19 protein-coding genes are annotated in these 21,987 nt (G+C 71.7%); 8 read left to right on the forward strand and 11 right to left on the reverse strand.

Annotation, left to right across the window (positions count from 1 at the left end; genetic code table 11):
• Positions 1–79: 79 nt before the first annotated feature.
• The gene (locus AB0J46_RS41745) at positions 80–535 is read right to left on the reverse strand and encodes a MarR family winged helix-turn-helix transcriptional regulator (RefSeq protein WP_364340450.1); all 456 of its coding nucleotides are present in this window, start codon (positions 533–535) and stop codon (positions 80–82) included.
• Between the two features lie 62 nt (positions 536–597).
• On the opposite strand from AB0J46_RS41745, the gene AB0J46_RS41750 reads away from it, so the two are divergent.
• From AB0J46_RS41750 to AB0J46_RS41760, 3 genes are read left to right on the forward strand one after another with little or no spacing between them, the layout of a single operon-like run.
• Entirely contained in the window at positions 598–1,776 is a 1,179-nt protein-coding gene (locus AB0J46_RS41750) for an FAD-dependent monooxygenase (RefSeq protein WP_364340452.1), read from the forward strand.
• A gap of 49 nt (positions 1,777–1,825) precedes the next feature.
• Positions 1,826–2,638: a HipA family kinase gene (locus AB0J46_RS41755; protein ID WP_364340454.1), complete on the forward strand. Its 813-nt coding sequence runs from the start codon at positions 1,826–1,828 to the stop codon at positions 2,636–2,638.
• Complete coding sequence (locus AB0J46_RS41760; RefSeq protein WP_364340456.1) at positions 2,635–3,012, forward strand: DUF3037 domain-containing protein; 378 nt, start codon at positions 2,635–2,637, stop codon at positions 3,010–3,012. The genes AB0J46_RS41755 and AB0J46_RS41760 overlap by 4 nt, the downstream gene beginning before the upstream one ends.
• A gap of 11 nt (positions 3,013–3,023) precedes the next feature.
• Here the strand turns inward: AB0J46_RS41760 and AB0J46_RS41765 are convergent, their stop codons facing one another.
• The 4 genes from AB0J46_RS41765 to dxr form a co-directional block, all read right to left on the reverse strand.
• On the reverse strand, positions 3,024–3,866 hold the full coding sequence (locus tag AB0J46_RS41765) for a GNAT family N-acetyltransferase (RefSeq protein ID WP_352319456.1): 843 nt from the start codon (positions 3,864–3,866) through the stop codon (positions 3,024–3,026).
• A 36-nt stretch (positions 3,867–3,902) separates the two neighbouring features.
• On the reverse strand, positions 3,903–5,483 hold the full coding sequence (locus AB0J46_RS41770; protein WP_364340458.1) for an alpha/beta hydrolase: 1,581 nt from the start codon (positions 5,481–5,483) through the stop codon (positions 3,903–3,905).
• A gap of 129 nt (positions 5,484–5,612) precedes the next feature.
• The gene (ispG, locus tag AB0J46_RS41775; RefSeq protein WP_364340460.1) at positions 5,613–6,779 is read right to left on the reverse strand and encodes a flavodoxin-dependent (E)-4-hydroxy-3-methylbut-2-enyl-diphosphate synthase; all 1,167 of its coding nucleotides are present in this window, start codon (positions 6,777–6,779) and stop codon (positions 5,613–5,615) included.
• Between the two features lie 40 nt (positions 6,780–6,819).
• Positions 6,820–8,010 carry a 1-deoxy-D-xylulose-5-phosphate reductoisomerase gene (gene dxr / locus AB0J46_RS41780; protein WP_364340462.1) on the reverse strand — a complete coding sequence of 397 codons (1,191 nt, stop codon included), beginning with the start codon at positions 8,008–8,010 and terminating at the stop codon, positions 6,820–6,822.
• Between the two features lie 198 nt (positions 8,011–8,208).
• Between dxr and AB0J46_RS41785 the strand changes: the two genes are divergently transcribed.
• Together AB0J46_RS41785 and AB0J46_RS41790 are read left to right on the forward strand one after the other, a co-directional pair.
• Positions 8,209–9,222: a peptidase gene (locus AB0J46_RS41785; RefSeq protein WP_364340464.1), complete on the forward strand. Its 1,014-nt coding sequence runs from the start codon at positions 8,209–8,211 to the stop codon at positions 9,220–9,222.
• 55 nt (positions 9,223–9,277) lie between these two features.
• The gene (locus AB0J46_RS41790; RefSeq protein WP_364340466.1) at positions 9,278–10,363 is read left to right on the forward strand and encodes a trypsin-like serine protease; all 1,086 of its coding nucleotides are present in this window, start codon (positions 9,278–9,280) and stop codon (positions 10,361–10,363) included.
• Positions 10,364–10,444: 81 nt separating this feature from the next.
• On the opposite strand, the gene AB0J46_RS41795 is transcribed toward AB0J46_RS41790, so the two are convergent.
• Positions 10,445–11,872 carry an aldehyde dehydrogenase family protein gene (locus AB0J46_RS41795; RefSeq protein WP_364340468.1) on the reverse strand — a complete coding sequence of 476 codons (1,428 nt, stop codon included), beginning with the start codon at positions 11,870–11,872 and terminating at the stop codon, positions 10,445–10,447.
• A 291-nt stretch (positions 11,873–12,163) separates the two neighbouring features.
• Between AB0J46_RS41795 and AB0J46_RS41800 the strand changes: the two genes are divergently transcribed.
• Positions 12,164–12,811 carry a TetR/AcrR family transcriptional regulator gene (locus AB0J46_RS41800; protein ID WP_364340470.1) on the forward strand — a complete coding sequence of 216 codons (648 nt, stop codon included), beginning with the start codon at positions 12,164–12,166 and terminating at the stop codon, positions 12,809–12,811.
• Positions 12,812–12,846: 35 nt separating this feature from the next.
• Here AB0J46_RS41800 and AB0J46_RS41805 read toward each other — a convergent pair whose 3' ends face one another.
• Positions 12,847–14,634 (reverse strand): PucR family transcriptional regulator, encoded by a 1,788-nt coding sequence (locus AB0J46_RS41805; protein ID WP_364340472.1) that lies wholly within the window; start codon positions 14,632–14,634, stop codon positions 12,847–12,849.
• 124 nt (positions 14,635–14,758) lie between these two features.
• On the opposite strand from AB0J46_RS41805, the gene gabT reads away from it, so the two are divergent.
• Complete coding sequence (gabT, locus tag AB0J46_RS41810; protein ID WP_364340474.1) at positions 14,759–16,087, forward strand: 4-aminobutyrate--2-oxoglutarate transaminase; 1,329 nt, start codon at positions 14,759–14,761, stop codon at positions 16,085–16,087.
• A 210-nt stretch (positions 16,088–16,297) separates the two neighbouring features.
• The gene (locus AB0J46_RS41815) at positions 16,298–16,498 is read left to right on the forward strand and encodes a hypothetical protein (protein ID WP_352362958.1); all 201 of its coding nucleotides are present in this window, start codon (positions 16,298–16,300) and stop codon (positions 16,496–16,498) included.
• Positions 16,499–16,554: 56 nt separating this feature from the next.
• Here AB0J46_RS41815 and AB0J46_RS41820 read toward each other — a convergent pair whose 3' ends face one another.
• From AB0J46_RS41820 to AB0J46_RS41835, 4 genes are all read right to left on the reverse strand, one after another.
• Positions 16,555–17,766, reverse strand: coding sequence for a saccharopine dehydrogenase C-terminal domain-containing protein (locus AB0J46_RS41820; RefSeq protein WP_364340476.1), 1,212 nt, complete (start codon positions 17,764–17,766; stop codon positions 16,555–16,557).
• A 189-nt stretch (positions 17,767–17,955) separates the two neighbouring features.
• Entirely contained in the window at positions 17,956–19,113 is a 1,158-nt protein-coding gene (locus AB0J46_RS41825) for an extracellular solute-binding protein (protein ID WP_364340478.1), read from the reverse strand.
• An 85-nt stretch (positions 19,114–19,198) separates the two neighbouring features.
• The gene (locus AB0J46_RS41830; protein WP_364340479.1) at positions 19,199–20,692 is read right to left on the reverse strand and encodes a CoA-acylating methylmalonate-semialdehyde dehydrogenase; all 1,494 of its coding nucleotides are present in this window, start codon (positions 20,690–20,692) and stop codon (positions 19,199–19,201) included.
• The gene (locus AB0J46_RS41835; protein ID WP_364340481.1) at positions 20,689–21,969 is read right to left on the reverse strand and encodes an aspartate aminotransferase family protein; all 1,281 of its coding nucleotides are present in this window, start codon (positions 21,967–21,969) and stop codon (positions 20,689–20,691) included. The genes AB0J46_RS41830 and AB0J46_RS41835 overlap by 4 nt, the downstream gene beginning before the upstream one ends.
• Positions 21,970–21,987 lie beyond the last annotated feature (18 nt).

Consider the following 21,987-nt stretch of genomic DNA (forward strand, 5'->3'; position numbering starts at 1 on the left):
AGAAAGCAGAGCCCTGGAACCTTCAAGCCTCAGAACCTCCGACGATCCTGGCCGGGAGCGCGGCACGCGCGCGTCCCGGTCACGATCTCCCTTCGGCCAGGTTGGCCATGATCCGCCGCAGCATGCCCGTGACCTGCTCGATCTCCTCCCCGGAGAAGCCCGAGAAGACCTGGCGGCTGACCCCGCCGAAGATCGGCGGCAGACGCGGCACCAGCGCGTGCCCCTCGTCCGTCAGCTCGATGACGACCGAGCGCCGGTCCTCGGGCCGCCGGACCCGCCGCAGCAGCCCCTTGGCCTCCAGCCGGTCCAGCAGTCGGGTCATCCCGGCCGTGTCCGTGCCGAGGCGGCCCTTCAGCACGCCGGGCGTGCTGCCCCCGCCCGCCGCGTGCAGCAGCAGCGCCGCCTGCTGCGCGGTGAGCCCGAGCGGCGCCAGGCGGCGCTCGGTCTCGGTGTTGAGCTCCCGCCCCACCTGCACGAGCAGCGACCCGCCGCCCAGCACCAGTTCGAACGGCGGCGGCATACGATCGTCGGTCACGCGGCCAGAATAGCTGGCGCAAGCATTTACTGTCGCGACAGCTATCGTCTATCGTCGGATCCATGGACACTTCTGCCCACGTCATCGTCGCAGGAGGCGGCATCGGCGGCTTATCCCTGGCCCAGGGCCTGCGCAAGGCGGGTTTCCCGGCCACCGTCCTGGAGCGCGACCCCTCGGCCGGCCACCGCCCCCAGGGTTACCGCATCAGCCTCAAGGAGACCGGCGCCGCGGCGCTGCGCGCGTGCCTGCCCCCCGGCCTGTACGACCTGGCCGTGGCCACCTCCATCCGCCCGGCCACCCGCATGACGTTCATGGACACCCGGCTGGTCCCCAAGTTCTCCAAGGACGTCCCGCCCCAGCTCCCCGGCGTGGACGGCTTCGGCGTCAACCGGCTCACCCTGCGCGAGATCCTGCTGTCCGGCCTCGACGTGCGCTTCGGCACCGAGTTCACCCGGTACGAGCCGCTGCCCGGCGGCCGCGTCCGCGCCCACCTCGCCGACGGCTCCGCCCTGGACGGCGACCTGCTCGCCGGCGCGGACGGCGTCGGTTCCCGCGTCCGCGCCCAGCTCCTCCCCGACGCCGTCGTGGACCGGCTCGACTGGGCCCTGTACGGCAGGACCGCCCTGACCCCCGACCTGCTGGCCGCCACGCCTCCCGACCTGGTCGACACCTTCAACCGGGTCACCGCGCCCGACCACACCGCGATCTCGGTCGCCACCTGCCGCCCCTGCGCGCCGGTGGCCGAGGCCGCCGCCCGGCACGCCCCCGGCCTGGAGCTGACCGACGTCCCCGGCTACTTCTCCTGGACGCTGACCGCCCCCGGCCCCCGGCCGGACGACACCTCTCCCGCCGCCCTGCACCGGCTCGCGCTCGCCGCGGTCGCCGGCTGGCACGAGGGCGTGCGCCGGATCGTCGAACGGGCCGACCCCGAGGCGACGTTCCTGGTGCACACCCACTCGGCCCGGCGCGTGCGCCCCTGGGACGAGCCCGCGGTGACCCTGCTCGGCGACGCCGTGCACAGCATGAGCCCGGGGCGCGGCGAGGGCGCGAACGTCGCGCTGCGCGACGCCCACACCCTGAGCGCGGGCCTGGCCGCGGCCGCCGCCGGAGGCCGCCCGCTCGCCGAGGCGAAGACGGCCTACGAGCACGCCATGCTCGACTATGCGTTCACCGCCGTCGAAGCCTCGTTGCAGCAGCCGTTCGCCCCTTTCGCCCGCCCTGTCCGGCCACCGGCGCGTTGAACCGGCCCGGAGTTACGGATGGGGGCCGGCGGGACGATAGCCTCGTTCCGTGCTGGAAAAGATCGCAGCCACCCGATATGTGACCCCGCTGCGGGAGGGCGGGTCGCTGCCGGGCGTCGTCGAGGCCGACGACCTCGGCACGTACGTGGTGAAGTTCCGCGAGGCGGGGCAGGGCCGGCGGGTGCTCGTCGCGGAGATCATCGCCGCCGAGCTGGGCCGCCGGCTGGGGCTGCGCACCCCCGAGCTCAAGCTCATCGACCTCGACCCGCAGCTCGGCGTCCGCGAGCCCGACGAGGAGGTCCAGGACCTCCTCAAGGCCAGCACCGGCCTCAACCTGGCGGTCGACTTCCTGCCCGGCGCGCTCGGGTTCGACCCGCTGGGCTGGATCCCCGACCCGGTGTTCGCCTCCAGGGTCGTCTGGTTCGACGGTCTGATCCACAACATCGACCGGAGCTGGCGCAACCCCAACCTGCTGGTCTGGCACCGCGACACCTGGCTCATCGACCACGGCGCGGCCCTGTGGTTCCACCACAACTGGCGCACGGCCGACCCGCAGCGCCCCTTCGACACCGGCGACCACGTGCTCGCGCCGTTCGCGCCCGACGTGCTCGCCGCCGGCGACGACCTGGCCGGCCGGATCACCCGCGAGCTGCTCGACGAGGTGACGGCTTTGGTGCCCGACGAATGGCTCGACGGCGAGCCGGGCTTCGACTCGGCCCGGGCCGTGCGGGAGGCCTACATCGACCATCTGCTGAGCCGGGCGCACGGCCCGCGCGAATGGCTGCTGCGCGGCCCCGACAAGGAACGCAGGGCAGTTGGGCCCGGCTCGGTCGGCGAGTTCTGGCGGGGAGGCAGCCGGTGACCAGGGACGTCTACGAGTACGCGGTGATCCGCGTCATGCCGAAGATCGAGCGCGGCGAGCTGATCAACGCCGGCGTGCTGCTCTACTGCCAGCCGCGCGACTACCTGTGCGCGCGCGTGCACCTCGACCCGGCCCGCCTGCGCGCCCTCGACCCCGGCGCCGACCTCGACGGCGTGCGCCACGCGCTCAGCGCCTACGAGCGGGCCTGCGGCGACCGGCCGGGCCCCCTCGCGGGCGAGCCGCTGGGCGGCCGGTTCCGCTGGCTGACCGCGCCGCGCAGCACGATCGTCCAGACCGGGCCGGTGCACGCCGGCCTCACCGCCGACCCCGCCATCGAGCTGGCCCGCCTCTTCGACAAGCTGGTCAGCCTCTAAGCCGCACACCCTCAGAACAACACCGACATGAAGGTGTCCACCTCGCGGAACCCCACCTTGCGGTAGACGGCCCGCGCCGAGTGGTTGAAGTCGTTGACGTAGAGCGACACGACGGGGGCGAAGCAGCTCATCGCCGCCTCCACGACCGCCGCCATGCCCGCCACCGCGTGGCCCTTGCCGCGCTGGTCGGGGGCCACCCACACGCCCTGGATCTGGCAGGCGTGCGGCGTGACCGCGCCCACCTCGGCCTTGAACACCACCCGGCCGTCGTCGATGCGCGCGTAGGAGCGGCCGATGCGGATCAGCTCGGCGACCCGGGTGCGGTAGAGCGCGCCGCCGTCGCCGAGGTTGGGCGAGACGCCCACCTCCTCGGTGAACATCGCCACGCAGGCCGGCAGCACGATGTCGAACTCCTCGGGCCGCACCCGGCGCACCAGCGGATCGGCGGGCACGGGAGCCTTGCTGGAGGTGGCCATCACCGGCTGCGCCCACCGGATGGCCCGCGCCCTGCCCCAGTGCGGCTCCAGCCGCTCCCACAGCAGGGACACCGCCTCGACGGGGCCCACGATGGACGAGCACCTGCGCCCCTGCTTGCGGGCACGGTCGGCGAACGCGTGCACGGCCTCGGGGCCGGCGTTGACCGGCACCATGTTCGCGCCGGCGTAACAGAGCGACACGAGCCCGCCGCGCGGCCCGAATCCCCACATCTGCCCCCCGAGGCGTGCCGGATTGAGTCCGACGGCCCGCACCCGGGAGGAGACGAAGACGTTGGCGACCGGATCGCAGTCAAGCAGGGCGAGAACCTCGTCCCGGTCGCTGTCGTCGAGCACGCGCGACGCCGATGTACGCAGCATCACATGGTCAGACTACGCGAACGTCCCCCGAATAGCTCACCGGGACAGCACGTCGGTGAGCCGATCGTGACCCTGCGCGCCGCGCGCGGCCATGTGGGCGGCCGGAGCCGGGTCCGGCAGGGCCGCGCAGGACGCCGTCCGGGCCGGCAGCGTGCCGTCGGCCAGGTACGCCGCGAGGTGGCCGTCCACGCACCGGTTGCCGGCCAGCGACACGCCGTGGTTGCCGCCCTCGTCGATCACCATGCCGCTGCGCGGGAATCGCCGGTGCATGGCCAGCGCCCCCCGGTACGGCGTCGCGGCGTCGTCGCGCGACTGCAGGAACAACACCGGCGGCAGCTTCGGCGAGCCGTGCACCGCGACCGGCGTGCCGCCCTTGACCGGCCAGAACGCGCACGGCGCGTTGAACCAGGCGTTCGGCCAGGTCAGGAACGGCGCCCTGTGGTGCAGCCGGGTCATGTCGGTGCGCCACTTGGCCCAGTCGCGCGGCCACGCGGCGTCGCGGCACTGGACGCCGAGGTAGACGGCGTAGCCGTTCTCGTCGTCGGCGTCGTTCTTGCCGCGCCGGTTGTACGCCTCCACCAGCGGCTGCACGTCGCCCTTGCGCACGTAGGCGGACCAGGCGCGGGCGAACTCCGGCCACACCCGGTCGGTGTACCCGCCGAGGGTGAAGGTGTCGTCCAGCTCGCTCGGCCCGACCACGCCGCCGGCCGGGCGGGTGCGCAGCCGGTCGCGCATCGCGTAGTAGGCGAACGAGGTCTGCTTCAGCGTGCCGCCCAGCCGGTAGACGTCGTTGTGCCGGGCCGTCCAGGCCAGGAAGGCGCGGTGGCGGCGTTCGAAGGCGACGTCCTGGCCCAGGTTCGACCGGTACCAGACGCCCTCGGGGTTGACCGTGCTGTCCATGACCAGCCGCCTGACCCGCTGCGGGAACAGGGTGGCGTAGACGGCCCCGAGGTAGGTGCCGTACGAGTAGCCCAGGTAGCTGATCTTCTCCTCGCCGAGCGCCGCCCTGATCGTGTCCATGTCCCTGGCCGAGTTCTCGGTCGTCAGGTGCGGCAGCATCCAGGCCCAGAGATCGCCGCAGCGGGTGGCGTACTCGTCGGCCCTGGCCAGCAGCTTGCTCTCGTCGCCGGCCGTGTGCGGCACCGCGTCGGGCCGCGGCGCCCGGTAGTAGGTGTCGGGGTCCACGCAGTGGAGCGACGGCTCGCTGCCGCCGACCCCGCGCGGGTCGAACCCGACGACGTCGTAGCGCTCGCCCAGCCTGTTCGGCAGCCCGTTCGAGACGAACTCGGTCAGGTCACGGCCCGAGGCTCCCGGGCCGCCCGGGTTGATCAGCAGGGTGCCGAGATGGTTGCCGTCCCTGGACACCTTGGCCTTGATGCGGTTGATCGCCAGCTTGATCGACTGGCCCCAGGGGTCGCGGTAGTCGAGCGGCACGCGTACGGTGGCGCACTCCAGGTCGGCCCGGACCGTCTTGCCCTCCTTCGCCGGGCACGGCCCCCAGACCACCTGTTGCGCCCCCCAGGCCGCGCTCCTGCCGGCCGACGCCACACCGTCCGCGCTGACAACCCCGGCGACCAGCACCGCGATGCCGACGGCAACACTGAATACGCGCTTCACCCAGCCCCTCCCCCTCGTCATGGCCCTGTGATGCTCCCGCGGGCGAGCGGGTCATGACGCCGGGTATGGGGAAAGGCTTGCCAGATTGTAATGGGGCCATTGCACCGGGTGACCGGGCCCTCGGGGCACTCAGCCCACGGTCACCTGGGGCCCGGAGACGTCGTCGTCGAGGTCGACCTCGACGCCCATCTCCTCGGCCAGCCGCAGGGCCTCCTCGATCAGGGTCTCGACGATCTGCGACTCGGGCACGGTCTTGATGACCTCGCCCTTGACGAAGATCTGGCCCTTGCCGTTGCCGGAGGCGACACCGAGGTCGGCCTCGCGCGCCTCGCCGGGGCCGTTGACGACGCAGCCCATGACGGCCACCCGCAGCGGGACCTTGAGCCCCTCCAGGCCCGCCTGGACCTGCTCGGCCAGCGTGTAGACGTCGACCTGGGCCCGGCCGCACGACGGGCAGGAGACGATCTCCAGCCCCCGCTCGCGCAGCCCCAGCGACTCCAGGATCTGGGCGCCGACCTTGACCTCCTCGACGGGCGGCGCGGACAGCGAGACGCGGATGGTGTCGCCGATGCCCTCGGCCAGCAGCGCGCCGAACGCCACGGCGGACTTGACCGTGCCCTGGAAGGCTGGGCCGGCCTCGGTGACGCCGAGGTGGAGCGGGTAGTCGCACTTGGCGGCGAGCAGCCGGTAGGCGTTGATCATGACGACCGGGTCGTTGTGCTTGACCGAGATCTTGATGTCCCTGAAGCCGTGCTCCTCGAACAGCGAGCACTCCCACAGCGCGGACTCGACCAGCGCCTCGGGCGTGGCCTTGCCGTACTTCTGGAGCAGGCGGGGGTCGAGCGACCCGGCGTTGACGCCGATCCTGATCGGCACGCCGTGGTCGGCGGCCGCCCTGGCGATCTCGCCGACCTTGTCGTCGAACTTCTTGATGTTCCCCGGGTTGACGCGGACCGCCGCGCAGCCCGCCTCGATGGCCGCGAACACGTACTTCGGCTGGAAGTGGATGTCGGCGATGACCGGGATCTGGGACTTCTTCGCGATGATCGGCAGCGCGTCCGCGTCGTCCTGCGACGGGACGGCCACGCGCACGATCTGGCAGCCGGACGCCGTCAGCTCGGCGATCTGCTGCAACGTGGCGTTGACGTCGGCGGTGACCGTCGTCGTCATCGACTGGACGGAGACGGGCGCGTCGCCGCCCACGGGAACGCTGCCGACCATGATCTGGCGGGAGTGCCGGCGTTCGGCGAGCGGCTTGGGGCGGACCGTCGGGATGCCAAGTGCTACAGAAGACATTTCTACCCTTAGGTGTGACGACGCTACCCAGTCTAGGTAGCTAGAAGGACTGCCCGGCTGTGAGTTCGGCCGCACGCGCCCGGGCCCAGGCGTCGGCGGCCAGCACCTCCTCCACGCTGGAGGCCGGGGTGACGCGGTGTTCCTCGACGACCTTGGCGACCGTGTCGACGATCGCGGGGAAACGCAGCCCGCCCCTGGTGAACGCCTCGACGCAGACCTCGTTGGCGGCGTTGTAGACGGCGGGCGCGGTGCCGCCCTCGGCGCCGACGTGCCGGGCCAGCGCGACGGCCGGGAAGGCCGCGTCGTCGAGCGGCTCGAAGGTCCAGGTGTGGGCCTTGGTCCAGTCGACGGGCCGGGCGGCGCCGGGCACGCGGGCCGGATGGGCCAGCGCGAGCGCGATCGGCAGGCGCATGTCGGGCGGGCTGGCCTGGGCGATGGTGGAGCCGTCGACGTACTCGACCATGGAGTGGATCACCGACTGCGGGTGGACGACGACCTCGATGCGGTCGAAGCCGATGTCGAACAGCAGGTGGGCCTCGATGACCTCCAGCCCCTTGTTGACCAGGGTGGCGGAGTTGATGGTGATGACCGGGCCCATGGACCAGGTGGGGTGGGCCAGCGCCATCTCGGGGGTGACGTCGGCCATCTCCTCGCGCTTCATGCCCCTGAACGGGCCGCCGCTGGCGGTGATGACGAGCTGCCTGACGGCGGCGGGGTCGTGGCCGCCGGGGCCGGACGCCCACAGGCACTGCTGCACCGCCGAGTGCTCGGAGTCGACCGGGAGGATCTGCCCCGGCGCGGCCAGCCGTTTGACCAGCGGCCCGCCGATGATCAGGGACTCCTTGTTGGCCAGCGCGAGCGTGCGGCCTGCCTCCAGCGCGACCAGCGTGGACGTCAGGCCCAGCGCGCCGGTGATGCCGTTGAGCACGGTGTCGCACCGCCAGCCCGCGACCTCGGCGACGCCCTCGTGGCCGCCCAGCACGACGGGGGACGCCCCGCGCGCGGCCAGCGCCTCCTTCAGGGCCGGGACGGCGGCGGCGTCGGCCACCGCCACGACCTCCACGCCGAACCGGGCCGCCTGCGCGGCCAGCTCATCGACCCTGCCGCCCCCGGCCGCGAGCCCGGTGACCTCGAACCCGGTGGGGTCGGCGGCGATGACGTCGAGGGCCTGGGTGCCGACCGAGCCGGTGGAGCCGAGCACGACGACGGAGCGGAGGGTCTCTGCATGCACGTGTCCATTGTCCCCGCTGCCGGACGCGGACGGGCACGTGAGGGGCCGACCGCCGCGATCCCGGCTCCTGAGTGACGCGCGATAACCCAGGCCATTTAAGTCCAAATATCGCTATATCGGGATGCGCATATCTTGAGAAATCCTGATTATTGTGCGGCTACCTTCCAAGCCCCAGCTCCGGTTTCGGGAGGTTACGTAATGCCCCGCAGATTTGCCCTGCTCTCCATCCTCACCCTCGCCACCGGGAGCATCGCCCTGCTCCCCGGCACCGCGGCCCAGGCCGGCGCGGCACCCCGTCCCGCCCAGCACGCCGCCGCGGACTCGACGTCCGAGCAACGGCAGGTCACGCGGTACTGGACCGAGGCCCGCATGGAGAGCGCGCAGCCGCTCGACGTACCCGCGCCCAAGAACGGCGGGAAGGCGGCCCACAGCGCCGCGGCCGAGCCCGGCGAGCCCGGCGGCGGCACCCCCTGGCAGGCGCCGCCCACCGGCGGCCGGGACGACGGGCGGCAGCTCCGGTCGGCCAACAGCTCCGGCACCCCCTGGAGCGGCGGCGGCGCCGTCGTGAAGACCACCGGCCGGGTCTTCTTCACCTACCAGGGACGCAGCGCCTCGTGCTCGGGCTCGGCGGTGACCAGCGCGAACAAGAGCGTGGTGCTGACCGCCGGCCACTGCGTCAAGCTCGGCGGCGCCTTCCACACCAACTGGGTGTTCGTGCCCGGCTACGCCGCCGGCCAGCGCCCCTTCGGCACCTGGCCGGCCGCCAAGCTGCTGACCACCCCCCAGTGGAACGCCAGTGAGGACGTCAACTTCGACGTGGCCGCCGCCGTGGTGGCCCAGGTGGACGGCAAGAGCCTGGTGGACGTCGTCGGCGGCCAGGGCGTGGCCTTCAACCAGCCGCGCGGCCGGCAGATGTACTCCTTCGGCTACCCGGCCGCGGCCCCCTACGACGGCTCGAAGCTCATCTACTGCAGCGGACGCACGTTCGACGACTTCCTGCTCTCCGACGACCTCGGCCTGACCTGCGACATGACCGGCGGCGCGAGCGGCGGCCCGTGGATGCTGAATTTCGACGAGTCGACCGGTCTCGGCACGCAGAACTCGGTCAACAGCTTCAAATACAACTTCGCCCCCAACTGGATGTTCGGCCCGTATTTCGGAAACGAAGCGCAGGCTGTTTACCAGGCAGCGCAAACCACCGGCGCACTCTGATCAATTTACGGAAAGTAGCCGCAAGAACACACGTCGTGGTGCACACTCGGGGGCCATGACCCTGAGCACCTCCCTGCTTGCGGCCGCCCCGCTGATCGCGGGGCTGACGGGACCGGCGATCCTCGGCGCGGTCCCCGGCCAGCACCAGGTCGATCGTCCCGCCGTCGAGCACGCCGTCGAGCAGGCCGCGGCCCAGCGGAGCATGGTGGTCGAGCACGAGGCCGCGCGGAGCGACGCCGAGCAGCGGCGCGTGCTCGGCTACTGGACCCCGCAGCGCATGGCGGCGGCCCTGCCCATCGGTCTGCTCGACTCCGTGACCGACGGCGACGGCCTGCTCGGCGGCCTCACCGGGCGCGGCGGGGTGCAGGCGAAGCCCGGCGGGTCCGGCGGGTCCGGCGGCCGTACCGAGATCAACGTCGGCCGCCGGCACCAGGCGTCGTCCCGGCCCCAGGCCAGCACGATCGGCGCGCGCTGGAGCACCGGCGGAGCCGTGACCAGGACCACCGGGCGGGTGTTCCTGACCCTGGCGGGCGCCGACTTCGTCTGCTCGGCCAGCACGGTCACCAGCGCCAGCAAGGACCTCGTCGTCACCGCCGGCCACTGCGTCAAGGACGGCGCCGGCGAATGGGCCCAGAACTGGACGTTCGTCCCCGGCTACGGCAGGGGCGGCGAGCAGCCCTACGGCCAGTACGCGGCCCGCCGCATGTTCGTCTCAGCCCCCTGGTCGCGCTCCGGCGACGACAACCACGACGTCGGCATGGTCGCCCTGGCCACCTCGGGCGGGCGGCACGTCGCCGACGTGGTGGGCACCCAGGACATCGCCTTCAACACCCGGCGCGGCGGCCAGACCTACGGCTTCGGCTACCCGGCCGACCCGCCCTACGACGGCGACCAGCTCGTCTACTGCGCCGGGCGGCTGCGCGACGACCCGTACAAGCAGACCCACGACCAGGGGCTCGGCTGCGCCATGACCGCCGGGTCGAGCGGCGGCCCCTGGCTGTCCGGCTTCGACCCGATGACCGGCCGCGGCACGGTCACGTCGCTGAGCAGCTTCAAGTACAGCGACGACCAGCACACCATGTACGGCCCGTACTTCGGCCAGGCCGCCAAGACGGTCTACGCCACGGCCGAACGCGCCTGAAAGCCACCGCCGGACGCGCCTGAACAACGGTCCCGGACGCACGACCGCCCCGCGCCGGGGAGGCGCGGGGCGGGCCGGGAGCTACAGCGACAGGCCGGTGAGCACCATGACCTTCTCGTAGGTCAGGTCCTCCATGGCCGAGTGCACGCCCTCGCGGCCGATGCCGGAGTCCTTCACGCCGCCGTACGGCATCTGGTCGGCCCGGTACGACGGCACGTCGCCGATGATCACGCCGCCGACCTCCAGCTCGCGGTTGGCCTTGAAGGCGGCGTCCAGCGAGCGGGTGAAGACGCCGGCCTGGAGGCCGTACTTGGAGTCGTTCACCATGGCGTACGCCTCGTCGATCGACGCGGCCGGCTGCAGGATCATGACCGGCCCGAAGACCTCCTCGCAGGCCACCTTGGCGTCCTGCGGGACGTCGGCCAGCACGGTCGGCGCGACCGTGGCGCCCTCGCGGGTGCCGCCGGCCAGGACGCGGGCGCCGGCGGCGACCGCCTCGCGCACCCACTGCTCCACACGCTCGGCGGCGGCCTCCGACACCAGCGGCCCGACCTGGGTCTTCTCGTCGGCCGGGTCACCCGTGACGAGCCCGCCGACGGCCGGCAGCAGTCGCTCGACGAACGCGTCGTAGACCGGCTGCTCGACGATCACCCGCTGGACGGCGATGCAGCTCTGACCGGCCTGGTAGTTGGAGAACAGGGCGATGCGCTGCGCGGCCCAGTCGAGGTCGGCGTCGGCCAGCACGACGGCCGCGGCGTTGCCGCCCAGCTCCAGGGTCACGTGCTTGCGCGGCACCTGGTCGGCGATGGCGTAGCCGACGGGCGCGGAGCCGGTGAAGGAGACCACGGGCAGGCGGGGGTCGTCGACGAGGGCGGCGGCCCGCTCGTTCTGCACGGGCAGCACGGAGAACATGCCCGCGGGCAGGTCGGTCTCGGCCAGGATCTCGCCGAGGATCAGCGAGGACAGCGGCGTGGCCGGCGCGGGCTTGACGATGATCGGGGCGCCGACGGCGATGGCGGGCGCGACCTTGTGGGCGACCAGGTTCAGCGGGAAGTTGAACGGGGTGATCGCCAGCACCGGGCCCTTGGGCACGCGGGAGACGTAGGCGAGACGGCCCGCGGCGGCCGGCTCGGTGTCGAGCCGCTGCACCTGGCCGGACCAGCGGCGGGCCTCCTCGGCGGCGAAGCGGAAGGTGGAGATGGCGCGGTTGACCTCGCCGCGCGCCCAGAAGATCGGCTTGCCGTTCTCGGCGGTGATCAGGTGGGCGATCTCGTCGGCCCGCTCGGCCAGCCGGCGCGAGACGTGGGCCAGGGCCTCGGCACGTACGTGCACGGGCAGCGCGGCGGCCTCGCGCGAGACCGCGTGGGCGGCCGCGACGGCCTCCTCGACCTGAGCATCGGTCGGTACGGAGTACCGGCCGACCTCACGACCGTCATGGGGGTTGGTCACGGTGAGATCGGTTTCGCCGGTGGCGGGCCGGCCGGCAAGCCAGAAGGTACGCACGTCCATACCCACGACGTTATGCCAAGCGGGAGTCCGGGGATTTACACCACCGTGCACAAGACTCCCATGAGCGCTCACCGTTAAGTACAAGCTCTGGTGTATACCCATGATGTAACAGAAGTAGACCCAATTCGGGATGTTTACCATGCGGAGTGGTTTGAGCGATCTCCGCCATGGCTAAGTCATCGGGTGCGGGTCTCCAGCGCGGTGGGCCCCCGATCAGAAAGGCGTGGGCCCCGTGACCGAGCAACGTGAGGTCACAAGGACACTGAGCTCCTTGGTCGCTGGGGAGGTCGCATGACCTCCGCGCCGCTGGGCCTGCAGGGCGCCTACCTGCTGGGCGAGCGCGCCACCCACGACGAACTCCGTTCCCGCCTGCTCGACGTGGCGGTGAACCTGCTTCAGAGCGAGGGTCCCGACAGTCTGACCATGCGCAGGATCGCGGCCGAGGCCGGCTGCACGACGACCGTCATCTACACGATGTTCGGCAACCGGGAGGGCCTGGCCGAGGCGCTGTATCTGGAGGGTTTCGAGCGTTTCCGCCGCTTTCTCGAAGCGGTCCCGCAGCGGCGCAACCCGCTGGAGTACCTGACCGCGCTCGGCCCCGCCTACCGGCAGGCGTGCCTGTCCGAGCCCGGCTACTACAACCTGATGTTCGAACGGGCCATCCCCGGTTTCGAGCCCAGCGAGCGGGCCAGGACCCTCGCCCGCGCGGCGCTGAACATCCTCGACCGGGTGATCGCCGACTGCATCTCCGCCGGCTACCTGACGCCGACCCAGCCGCGCAAGATCGCCGACGCGCTCTGGGCCGCCGCGCAGGGCGCGATCAGCCTGGAACGGGCCGGCCACCTGCGGGACGACCGCACGTACGAGGCGGTCACCCTGGCCACGATCTGCTGCTACCTGGTGGACAAGGACAGCCTGCCGTCGGCCCCCGGCCGCTGAAGCACCCGCAGGCCCGCTACGGGCCAGCGGTGGGGTCAGCGGCGGGCCGCCTCCAGGGCGAGCCACAGCTCGGCGCGTACGCCCGGGTCGTCGAGGTCGCGGCCGAGGAGTTCGGCGACGCGGCGCATGCGGTAGCGCAGGGTGTGCCGGTGGACGCCGAGCCGCTGGGCGGCGGCGTCCCAGTGGCCGTTGCTGTCGAGGTAGGCGCGCAGCGACTCGACCAGGTCGGCGCGGGATCCGTACGCGGTGAGCGGGGCCAGCAGCGCGCCGGAGAACGCGCGCAGAGTGTCGGCGTCCAGCAGCGCGAGCAGGCCCTGCCCGGCCAGGTCGGCGAAGCGCGTCACGCCGCCGTCGCTGTGGGCCAGCGCGCGGCGTGCCTGGTCGAGCGCGTCGCGCAGGCCGTCGTAGCGGCAGGGCGAGCTCAGCCCGACCGGCCCCTCCACCTCCCGCGCCGCCTTCTCCGCAACCCCCTCGGACACCAGACAGACACTCACCGGCTCCCCGCCTTGAACCCCGCCACCCCTCCCCCTGCCGCCACCACCCTGACCACCGCCGTGACCACCGCCGTGACCACCGCCGGAACCACCGCCGTGAGCGCCACCCTGACCACCGCCGAGACCACCGCCGTCAGCGCCACCCTGAGCGCCGCCGAGACCACCGCCGTGACCGCCGGTGCCGTCGTCGAGGAGCGCTGTGAAGCCGTGCGGTTCCAAAGTCTCCAGGGCGGCCGCGCCCGCCGCCAGGACCAGCAGCGGCTCGCCGGGCAACCGCGCGCCGAGCGTGCCGGCCACCGCCCGCGCCTGCTCGACCGCCCCGCCGAGCAGCAGTTCCAGCACGGCCGAGCGGAGCCGCCGGCCGGCCTCCCGCTGGGCCCTGCCCTGCTCCATGGCGAGCGTGAGCAGCGAGCCGGCGGCGTTGATCACCGTGTGGGTCACCGGCGAGAACGGCCTGCGGGCGCCGACCGCGAAGAAGCCGCGCGGCCGTGGACCGCCGCCGAGCGGCTGGATCACGACGTGCTCGTCGGGCCCGGACAACGCAAGACTCGCCGGCACCCGCTCACCGGCCTGGACCGCACCGCGCCCCCGCGCCCCGACCGGCACGCCGACGCCCACCCGCTGCCCAACCGGACCCCCGCCACGCACGCGTTCCCCACCCGGCACGCCACCGCTCACCCGCTCACCGCCCTGCCCTGCGGTGGCGGCGGGTTCGCCGGTGAGCGGGCGCTCTGCCCCGGTGGTCTGGTCGGGCCGGGGGCTTGCCGGGCCGCCGGCGCGCAGCCGGCGCAGCTCGGCCACCACGACCGGCACGTCGGCCCCCGGCGTGGCGTGCCGGACCTCGCCCGCCTCGTCGAGCAGCACCGCCCACCCGTCGATCTCCTTGGCCACCCGGTCGATGACCGCGTGCATGCCCTCCGGACGCAGCGCCGCCCGGGTCAGCCGTCCCTGCGCGGCGAAGGCGCGGGTGATCTCGTCGTACTGCTCGGCCGCGAGCAGCTCGCTGACCACCTTGCCGATGGCGATGAACGGCGTCTCGCGCGGCACCTCGAACAGCGGCAGCCCCGCCTCGTCAGCAGCCGCGACCAGGGCGGCCGGGACGTGCTCGTGGGAGAGCCCGACGCCGAAGCCGAGCCCGGCCACCTCACGGCCCACCAGCCGGGCGACATATCCGGAGAAGTCACCCTCCAGGCGGATCCCGGTCGTCAGCAGCAGCTCCGAGCCCTCAAGGAACGGCGTCGGGTCCGCCAGCTCGCTGACCGCCACCCAGCGCACCTCCGCGTCGAGCGCTCCGGCGGCCGCCGCGCCCGCCAGCTGACGCAACTTCATCCGTCGCACCACGGTGCGTAGCGAAGGTGCCATACGAGTTTGTCCATTCCGGCAAAGGCGAGCACCCCCAGTGTGCCATATCGACGTATCGGCCCAGGTCGGAGCCCGACGTAGCGTCGAGCCCATGAGCATTCCCCAGGAGCGGCGCGTCGTGACCGCGATCCCAGGCCCCAAGTCGCAGGAGCTGCTGGCCCGCAAGCAGGCCGCCGTCCCCTCCGGCATCGGCACCACGCTGCCGGTCTTCGTCACCCGCGCCGGCGGCGGCATCCTCCAGGACGCCGACGGGAACTCTCTCATCGACTTCGGCTCCGGCATCGCCGTGACGAACGTGGGCAACTCCGCGCCGAAGGTCGTCGAGCGCGTCCAGAAGCAGGCGGCCGACTTCACCCACACCTGTTTCATGGTCACCCCGTACGAGTCGTACGTGCAGGTCTGCGAGAAGCTCAACGAGCTGACCCCCGGCGACCACGAGAAGCGCACCTTCCTGGTGAACTCCGGCGCCGAAGCCGTCGAGAACGCCGTCAAGGTGGCCCGGCACGCCACCGGCAGGCAGGCCGTCGTGGTGTTCGACCACGGCTACCACGGCCGCACGCTGCTCTCGATGACCATGACCGCCAAGAACATGCCGTACAAGCAGGGCTTCGGCCCGTACGCGCCCGAGGTGTACCGGGTGCCGCTGGCCTATCCGTTCCGCTGGCCGACGGGCGCGGACAACTGCGCGGAGGAGGCCGCCGCGCAGGCCATCGACCAGATCAACAAGCAGGTCGGGGCGGAGAACGTGGCCGCCGTGGTGATCGAGCCGATCGCCGGCGAGGGCGGTTTCATCGTCCCGGCCAGGGGCTTCCTGCCGCGGATCGCCGAGTTCTGCCGGGCGAACGGCATCGTGTTCGTGGCCGACGAGGTCCAGACCGGCTTCGCGCGTACCGGTGACCTGTTCGCCTGCGAGGACGAGGGCGTCGTCCCCGACATCATCTGCACCGCCAAGGGCATCGCGGGCGGCCTGCCGCTGGCCGCCGTGACCGGCCGCGCCGACCTGATGGACCACGTGCACGTCGGCGGCCTGGGCGGCACGTACGGCGGCAACCCGCTGGCCTGCGAGGCCGCGCTCGGCGTCCTGGAGACCATCGAGTCGGAGGACCTGGTCGCCAAGGCCCGCCGCATCGGCGAGATCATGCTCCCCCGCCTCCGCTCGCTCCAGGAGCGGTTCCCGGCGATCGGCGACGTGCGCGGACGCGGCGCGATGATCGCGATCGAGCTGGTCGAGCCGGGCACGAAGAACCCGGACCCGGCGGCCGTCCAGGAGATCGTCAAGCGCTGCCACGCCGAGGGCCTGGTGGTCCTGACCGCCGGCACGTACGGCAACGTGCTGCGCTTCCTGCCCCCGCTGGTCATGCCCGAGCACCTGCTTGAGGAGGGCCTGGGGATCCTGGAGAAGGCCATCTCCGCTCTATAGCAAAGGCCGAAAAATCGGGCATCCAGCTTGCGGCTGGATGCCCGATTTTGTGTGTGTAACGCAGGTCACTCGGGTAGAGAATTCACCCTGGCTTGACGCTCAGCTAGACGATCACGGCCTCGGTCAGGGTTATAACGGATCCGGACATGCGGAGGGGCGATGGCAGCTGGGAGCGTGATGAACTGGGGTCCCACCAGAACGGCACGGAGTATGTTGACGTTCGACCCTGAGGGCCTGACGCCGGCCCAGCGCGACGGCGACGCCTGCGTGGTGTGCCACAAGAGGTGGCCGCGGCCGCGGGTCCGGGTCGGCAAACTGCCCGACAACTCCTCCGTGCTCGCCTGCACCGAATGCGCCGAGGCGCTCCTGCCCGCTCCCATGGCGACCGTGGTGGCCTTCCCCGGCCGCTAGCAGGCCGCGGCCGGGGAAGCCCCGGCCGTCAAGCCACGGCCGTCACACCGCAGCCGTCAAGCGGCGGCCGTCTCGCGCAGGCCCCACGGCGAGCCGTACTCGCGCAGCAGGTCGAGGAACGGCACCGCGTCGAACGCCTCAGGGCCGAGCACGCCCTCGCCCTTCCACACCCCTGTCGCCACCAGCTCCAGCGCGACGACCGGATGGATCGCCGTCTGCCACACGACGGCCTGGGAGCCGTACTCCCGCATCGACCACTCGTTGTCCACCACGTGGTACAGGTACACCTCGCGCGGCGAGCCGTCCTTGCCGGTGCCCTTGACCCACGTGCCCGCGCAGGTCTTGCCGCGCATGCGGGCGCCCAGCGTCGCGGGGTCCGGCAGGCTCGCGGCGACCATGTCGCGCGGCGCCACCTCCGCCCCGCCCACCCTGATCTTGTCGGCGCTGTCCAGGCCCAGCTTGCGCAGCGTCTTGAGCACGCCGATGAACTCCTCGCCGAGCCCGTACTTGAACGTCACCCGCCGCGCCGGGATCCACCTCGGGACGAGCAGCACCTCCTCGTGCTCGACGTTCACGCACTCCACGGGCCCGATGCCGTCGGGGAAGTCGAACACCTCGGGCTCGCTGAACGGCTCGGTGGTGCGCCACTGCCCGTCCTCCCAGACGACGGGCGGGTTCAGGCACTCCTCGATCGTGGTCCAGATGGAGAACGTGGGCGCGAAGTCGTAGCCGTCCACGACGAGGTTGGCGCCGTCCCTGATGCCGATCTCGTCGATCTCGTCGAACAGGTGGTCGGCGGCGTAGCGGGCGAACACGTCCGCGAGCCCCGGCTCGACGCCCATGCCGACCAGCGCGAGCCGGCCCGCGCCGCGCCACTCGCCGTCGCGCTCGAACTGCCGGTCCCCCAGCTTCACCCCGGGCTTGCGGTACGGCTCGCGCGGATGCGGCTTCGACAACGACATCGCCATGTCCAGGTAGTGGGCCCCGACCTCCAGGGCGGCCTCGAACAGCGGCATCGTGAAGCGCGGATCGACCGCGTTGAACAGCACGTCACATCGGTGCTCCCGGAGCGCCGCGGCGACCTGGGCCCGGTCGGAGGCGTCCAGCTGGATGGCGGTGAAGCGGGGGTCGTCCACGGCGGCGACGGCGCGGGCCGCCCGGCTCTGTTGGGAGTCGGCCACCACGATGTGTTCGTAGAAATGGCGGCGGGCGGCGATGGGCACCACGGCGGAGCCGACGCCTCCGGCGCCGACGAGAAGGATTCTCATGGAGAGAACATACTCACTGACTGGTCATTCAGTCGAATTTTTGCACCGACGAGTCCCGGAATCTGGACGCTCTTCAGCCCGGAGACGGCGAGACGCCCCGGGACAGGGGGGAAGGCCCGGGGCGTCTCAGCAGGCGCACCCGGGGGAAGGCGCGCCCGCGATGGGGTCGAGCGGAGGCGGAGATCTCACCTACTCGGCGAGTTCGGCCCACCGTTTCCCCCAGACGGCGTAATCAGTGCATTCCCCGTCCTCGCCGCGGCAACCGCCCGGCGGCCGGACGGCGAAGGCGATCCGGTCGAGCCGCTTGGGGTCCTCGGCGCCGTACAGCTCGCAGATCGACTTGGCCCGGCCCTTGCACGCCTTGTCGTTGGCCGGCGCGAGCCCCACCCAGGCGGCCGCGTCGCGCTGGGCGTCGGCCGCGGTCATCCAGGTCAGCCAGCGGTAGGCGCAGGTGGTGTCGGGCAGGTTGGCGCCGAGCATCCAGGAGTCGAGCCAGCCGGTGGCCGTCTTGGCGCCGACCGTGCGGACCGGCTTGCCGGCCTTCTGCAGCAGCAGGCGATAGTACGGTGTGGCCTGCGCGTAATCCAGCGACCCGGTGGCGAAGCCCTTGATCAGGTCGATCGGCTTGCGCCAGTAGGCGCGCTCCTTCTGCTGCCCGAGCAGCGCCATGGCCCGGTCTAGCTGCTCCTGGCTCAGCTCGTACGGGTCCTTGACGGTGGCGTCGGTCAGCGCGGCGTCGGCGATGGTCAGCGGGGTGTCGCGGAGCGCGGCCCGGTCGGAGGCGAACACCTGGCTCATGCTCGCGTCCTTGACCCTGGCCGAGTCGTAGATGAACTCGTGGTAGCCCCACAGGAACGGCACGCCGTAGACCTTGCCGGACACCTTCGTCATGTCGCGGAAACGCTCGTTCAGGTCGTCGTAGCCGCTCACCTTGGCCGGGTCGATCGGCTGCACAAGCTTGCGCGTGATCAGGTCGCCGGCCAGCGCCGGGCCCGCCGAGATCAGGTCGTACGGACGCTCGGCGGCCGCGACGGCCCGCTCCATCTCCTCGGCGGTGCGGACGGTGTCGACGCGGGCCAGGCGGCAGCCGGTCTCCTTCTCGAAGGAGCCGACCCAGTTGGCCTTGGAGCTGAGGCCGCCGTACTCGGCGTAGCCCCGGTAGGTGAGGATCTGCAGCGTGCCGTCGCTCTGGGTGGCCGTGGGCGACGGCGTGGCCGACGGGGTCGGCTTCGGGCTGGGCTTGGCGGCCTGCTGTGCCGCCTGCCCGGCAGCCGAGGACACCGCTCCCGTGCCGGCGACCAGCGCCGCCGCGGCCAGCGCCACGGCGGATATGCGACGGCGTCTCACGATGTCCCCCCTTGTCCGTTGCGCTGGAGCTTACCGGGGACGGGACCGGGAGGGACGCCGGTCCCTCCCGGCTGTGAGGCGTGAGTTACCCGTTCGTGGGGAAGCCGAGGTTCACGCCACCATGGGACGGGTCCAGCCAGCGCGAGGTCACCACCTTGCCCCGCGTGTAGAAATGCACCCCCTCGGCGCCGTGCACATGCGTGTCACCGAACAACGACGACTTCCACCCGCCGAAACTGTAGAACGCCATCGGCACCGGGATCGGCACGTTGATCCCGACCATCCCCACCTCGACCTCGTTCTGGAACCGACGCGCCGCGCCCCCGTCGTTGGTGAAGATCGCCGTACCGTTGCCGTACACACCCTCGTTGATCACCCGCAGGCCCTCCTCATACGAAGACACCCGCACCACCGACAACACCGGACCGAAGATCTCCTCGGTGTGCGTCCGCGACCCCACCGGCACCTGATCCAGCACCGTCGGCCCCAGCCAAAAGCCTTCGCCCCGGCCACCCAGCACCTCGGTCTCCCGACCGTCCACCACGAGCTTGGCCCCCTCGGCAACACCCAGATCCAGGTAGGAGGCCACCTTGTCCCGATGCGCCGCCGTCACCAGCGGCCCCATCTCCGACCGCGGATCATCACCCGGCCCCACCACCAACCGGCCCACCCGCTCCACGATCTTGCCGACCAGCTCATCCCCCACCGGATCCACCGCCAGCACGACCGAGATCGCCATGCACCGCTCACCCGCCGACCCGAACCCCGCCGACACCGCCGCATCAGCCACCAGATCCAGATCCGCGTCCGGCAGCACCAGCATGTGGTTCTTGGCCCCGCCCAGCGCCTGCACCCGCTTGCCGTGCGCACTGCCCCTCTCGTACACGTACCGGGCGATCGGCGTCGAACCCACGAACGACACCGCCGCCACGTCCGGATGCTCCAGCAGCCGGTCCACCGCCACCTTGTCGCCCTGCACCACCGAGAACACGCCCTCAGGCAGCCCCGCCTCCTGCCACAACCGCGCCATCAGCAACGACGCAGACGGATCCCGCTCCGACGGCTTCAACACGAACGCGTTCCCACACGCGATCGCCACCGGGAACATCCACATCGGCACCATCGCCGGGAAGTTGAACGGCGTGATCCCCGCCACCACCCCCAACGGCTGCCGCATCGAATACGAATCCACCCGGGTCGAGACACCCTCGGAGAAACCACCCTTGAGCAGATGCGGAATCCCGCACGCGAACTCCACCACCTCCAGCCCGCGCGCCACCTCCCCCAACGCGTCCGCATGCACCTTGCCGTGCTCGGCCGAGATCAACCCGGCCAGCTCGTCACGATGGGCGTACATCAGCTCACGGAACCGGAACAGCACCTGCGCCCGCTTGACGAGCGAGGCGTCGCGCCAGGCGGGGAAGGCCGCGACCGCCGCGGCGACCGCGGCGTCGACGTCGGCGGCCGAGGCCAGCCGCACATGGCCGCTGACCTCCCCGGTCGCCGGGTTGAAGATCTCCGCCGTGCGGCTGTCGCCGTCGACCGGAGATCCGTTGATCCAGTGCTTGACCGACTTCACTGAGCTGCTGCCTCTGCGTTGATGACTTCGAGTGCGTTGACGATGATCCCCAGGCCCTCGGCGGCCTCCTCCACCGTGAGGGTGAGGGGCGGGGCCATGCGGATGGCGGTGCCGTACAGGCCGCCCTTGCCGGCGAGCAGGCCCGCCTTCTTGGTCTCCTCCATGAAGCGGACGGCCTGGGCAGGGCTCTCCAGCTCGACGGCGAACATCAGGCCCTTGCCGCGCACGTCCTTGACGATCGGCAGGCGCTGGGCCGCCTCCTTGAGGCCGCCGATGATGATGTCGCCGGTGCGCGCCGCGTTGGCCTGGAGGTCGTGGTCGAGGACGTAGTCGAGGGTGGCGTTCGCGGCGGCCATGGAGATGGGGTTGCCGCCGAAGGTGGACAGGCCCACGGCGTGCGGGGCGTCCATCAGGTCGCCGCGGGCGACGATGCCGCCGACCGCGAACCCGTTGCCCAGGCCCTTGGCGAACGTGATCATGTCGGGGGTCACGCCGTGGTTCTGGATGCCGAAGAACGCGCTGCCCGTACGGCCCCAGCCGGTCTGCACCTCATCGGAGATGAGCAGGATGCCCTGCTCGTCCAGGACCTCCTTGTAAGCGGCGAACAGCCCGTCGGGGGCCATGGTGAAGCCGCCCACACCCTGGATCGGCTCGGCGATCAGCGCCGCCACGTCGTTGGAGACCGAGGTGGCCAGCACGTGACGCAGGTCGTCCACGCACGCCTTGATGTAGTCGGCGTCGGACAGGCCCCTGAACTGGGTGAGGTGCCGGTCGGCGCCGTGCAGGAAGTGCACGTTGAGCGGGGAGAGCGAGTTGTTCTTCCACGCCCGGTTGGAGGTGACGCTGACCGCGCCGAAGCTGCGCCCGTGGTAGCTCTGCCGCATGGCGAGCACCTGGTCGGTCCTGCGGGCGTAGGTCGCGAGGAGGAGGGCGGTCTCGTTGGCCTCCGTCCCGGAGTTGGTGAAGAACACCTTGGCGTCGGGGATGCCGGAGAGCCGGGCGATCTTCTCGGCGAGCTCGACCTGGCCGCGCAGCAGGTAGACGGTGCTGGTGTGCACCACGCCGGTGGCGAGCTGGCGCTCGACGGCGTCCCGCACCTCGGGCACGTCGTACCCGATCATGTTGGTCAGGATCCCGGCGAAGAAGTCCAGGTAGCTCTTGCCGTCGGCGTCGATGACACGATTGCCCTTGCCGCTGACGATCTCGATGGGCTCGTTGTAGTTGAGGGCCAGCCAGTTCGGCATCACTGCCCGGTGGCGCGCGAGAAGCTCCGACATGCTACCGAGTATCCCGTT

The organism is Nonomuraea sp. NPDC049758 (assembly GCF_040674635.1).
In the GTDB taxonomy this organism is placed as follows: domain Bacteria; phylum Actinomycetota; class Actinomycetes; order Streptosporangiales; family Streptosporangiaceae; genus Nonomuraea.

Bases quoted from the DNA above. Each gene is read 5' to 3' on its own strand.
- AB0J46_RS41805 (WP_364340472.1), bottom strand. From the start codon at position 14,634: ATGAAGTTGCGTCAGCTGGCGGGCGCGGCGGCCGCCGGAGCGCTCGAC.
- ispG (WP_364340460.1), bottom strand. From the start codon at position 6,779: ATGTCTTCTGTAGCACTTGGCATCCCGACGGTCCGCCCCAAGCCGCTC.
- AB0J46_RS41765 (WP_352319456.1), bottom strand. From the start codon at position 3,866: ATGCTGCGTACATCGGCGTCGCGCGTGCTCGACGACAGCGACCGGGAC.
- AB0J46_RS41815 (WP_352362958.1), top strand. From the start codon at position 16,298: ATGTTGACGTTCGACCCTGAGGGCCTGACGCCGGCCCAGCGCGACGGC.
- AB0J46_RS41790 (WP_364340466.1), top strand. From the start codon at position 9,278: ATGACCCTGAGCACCTCCCTGCTTGCGGCCGCCCCGCTGATCGCGGGG.
- AB0J46_RS41800 (WP_364340470.1), top strand. From the start codon at position 12,164: ATGACCTCCGCGCCGCTGGGCCTGCAGGGCGCCTACCTGCTGGGCGAG.
- AB0J46_RS41820 (WP_364340476.1), bottom strand. From the start codon at position 17,766: ATGAGAATCCTTCTCGTCGGCGCCGGAGGCGTCGGCTCCGCCGTGGTG.
- AB0J46_RS41750 (WP_364340452.1), top strand. From the start codon at position 598: ATGGACACTTCTGCCCACGTCATCGTCGCAGGAGGCGGCATCGGCGGC.
- gabT (WP_364340474.1), top strand. From the start codon at position 14,759: ATGAGCATTCCCCAGGAGCGGCGCGTCGTGACCGCGATCCCAGGCCCC.
- AB0J46_RS41795 (WP_364340468.1), bottom strand. From the start codon at position 11,872: ATGGACGTGCGTACCTTCTGGCTTGCCGGCCGGCCCGCCACCGGCGAA.
- AB0J46_RS41785 (WP_364340464.1), top strand. From the start codon at position 8,209: ATGCCCCGCAGATTTGCCCTGCTCTCCATCCTCACCCTCGCCACCGGG.
- AB0J46_RS41835 (WP_364340481.1), bottom strand. From the start codon at position 21,969: ATGTCGGAGCTTCTCGCGCGCCACCGGGCAGTGATGCCGAACTGGCTG.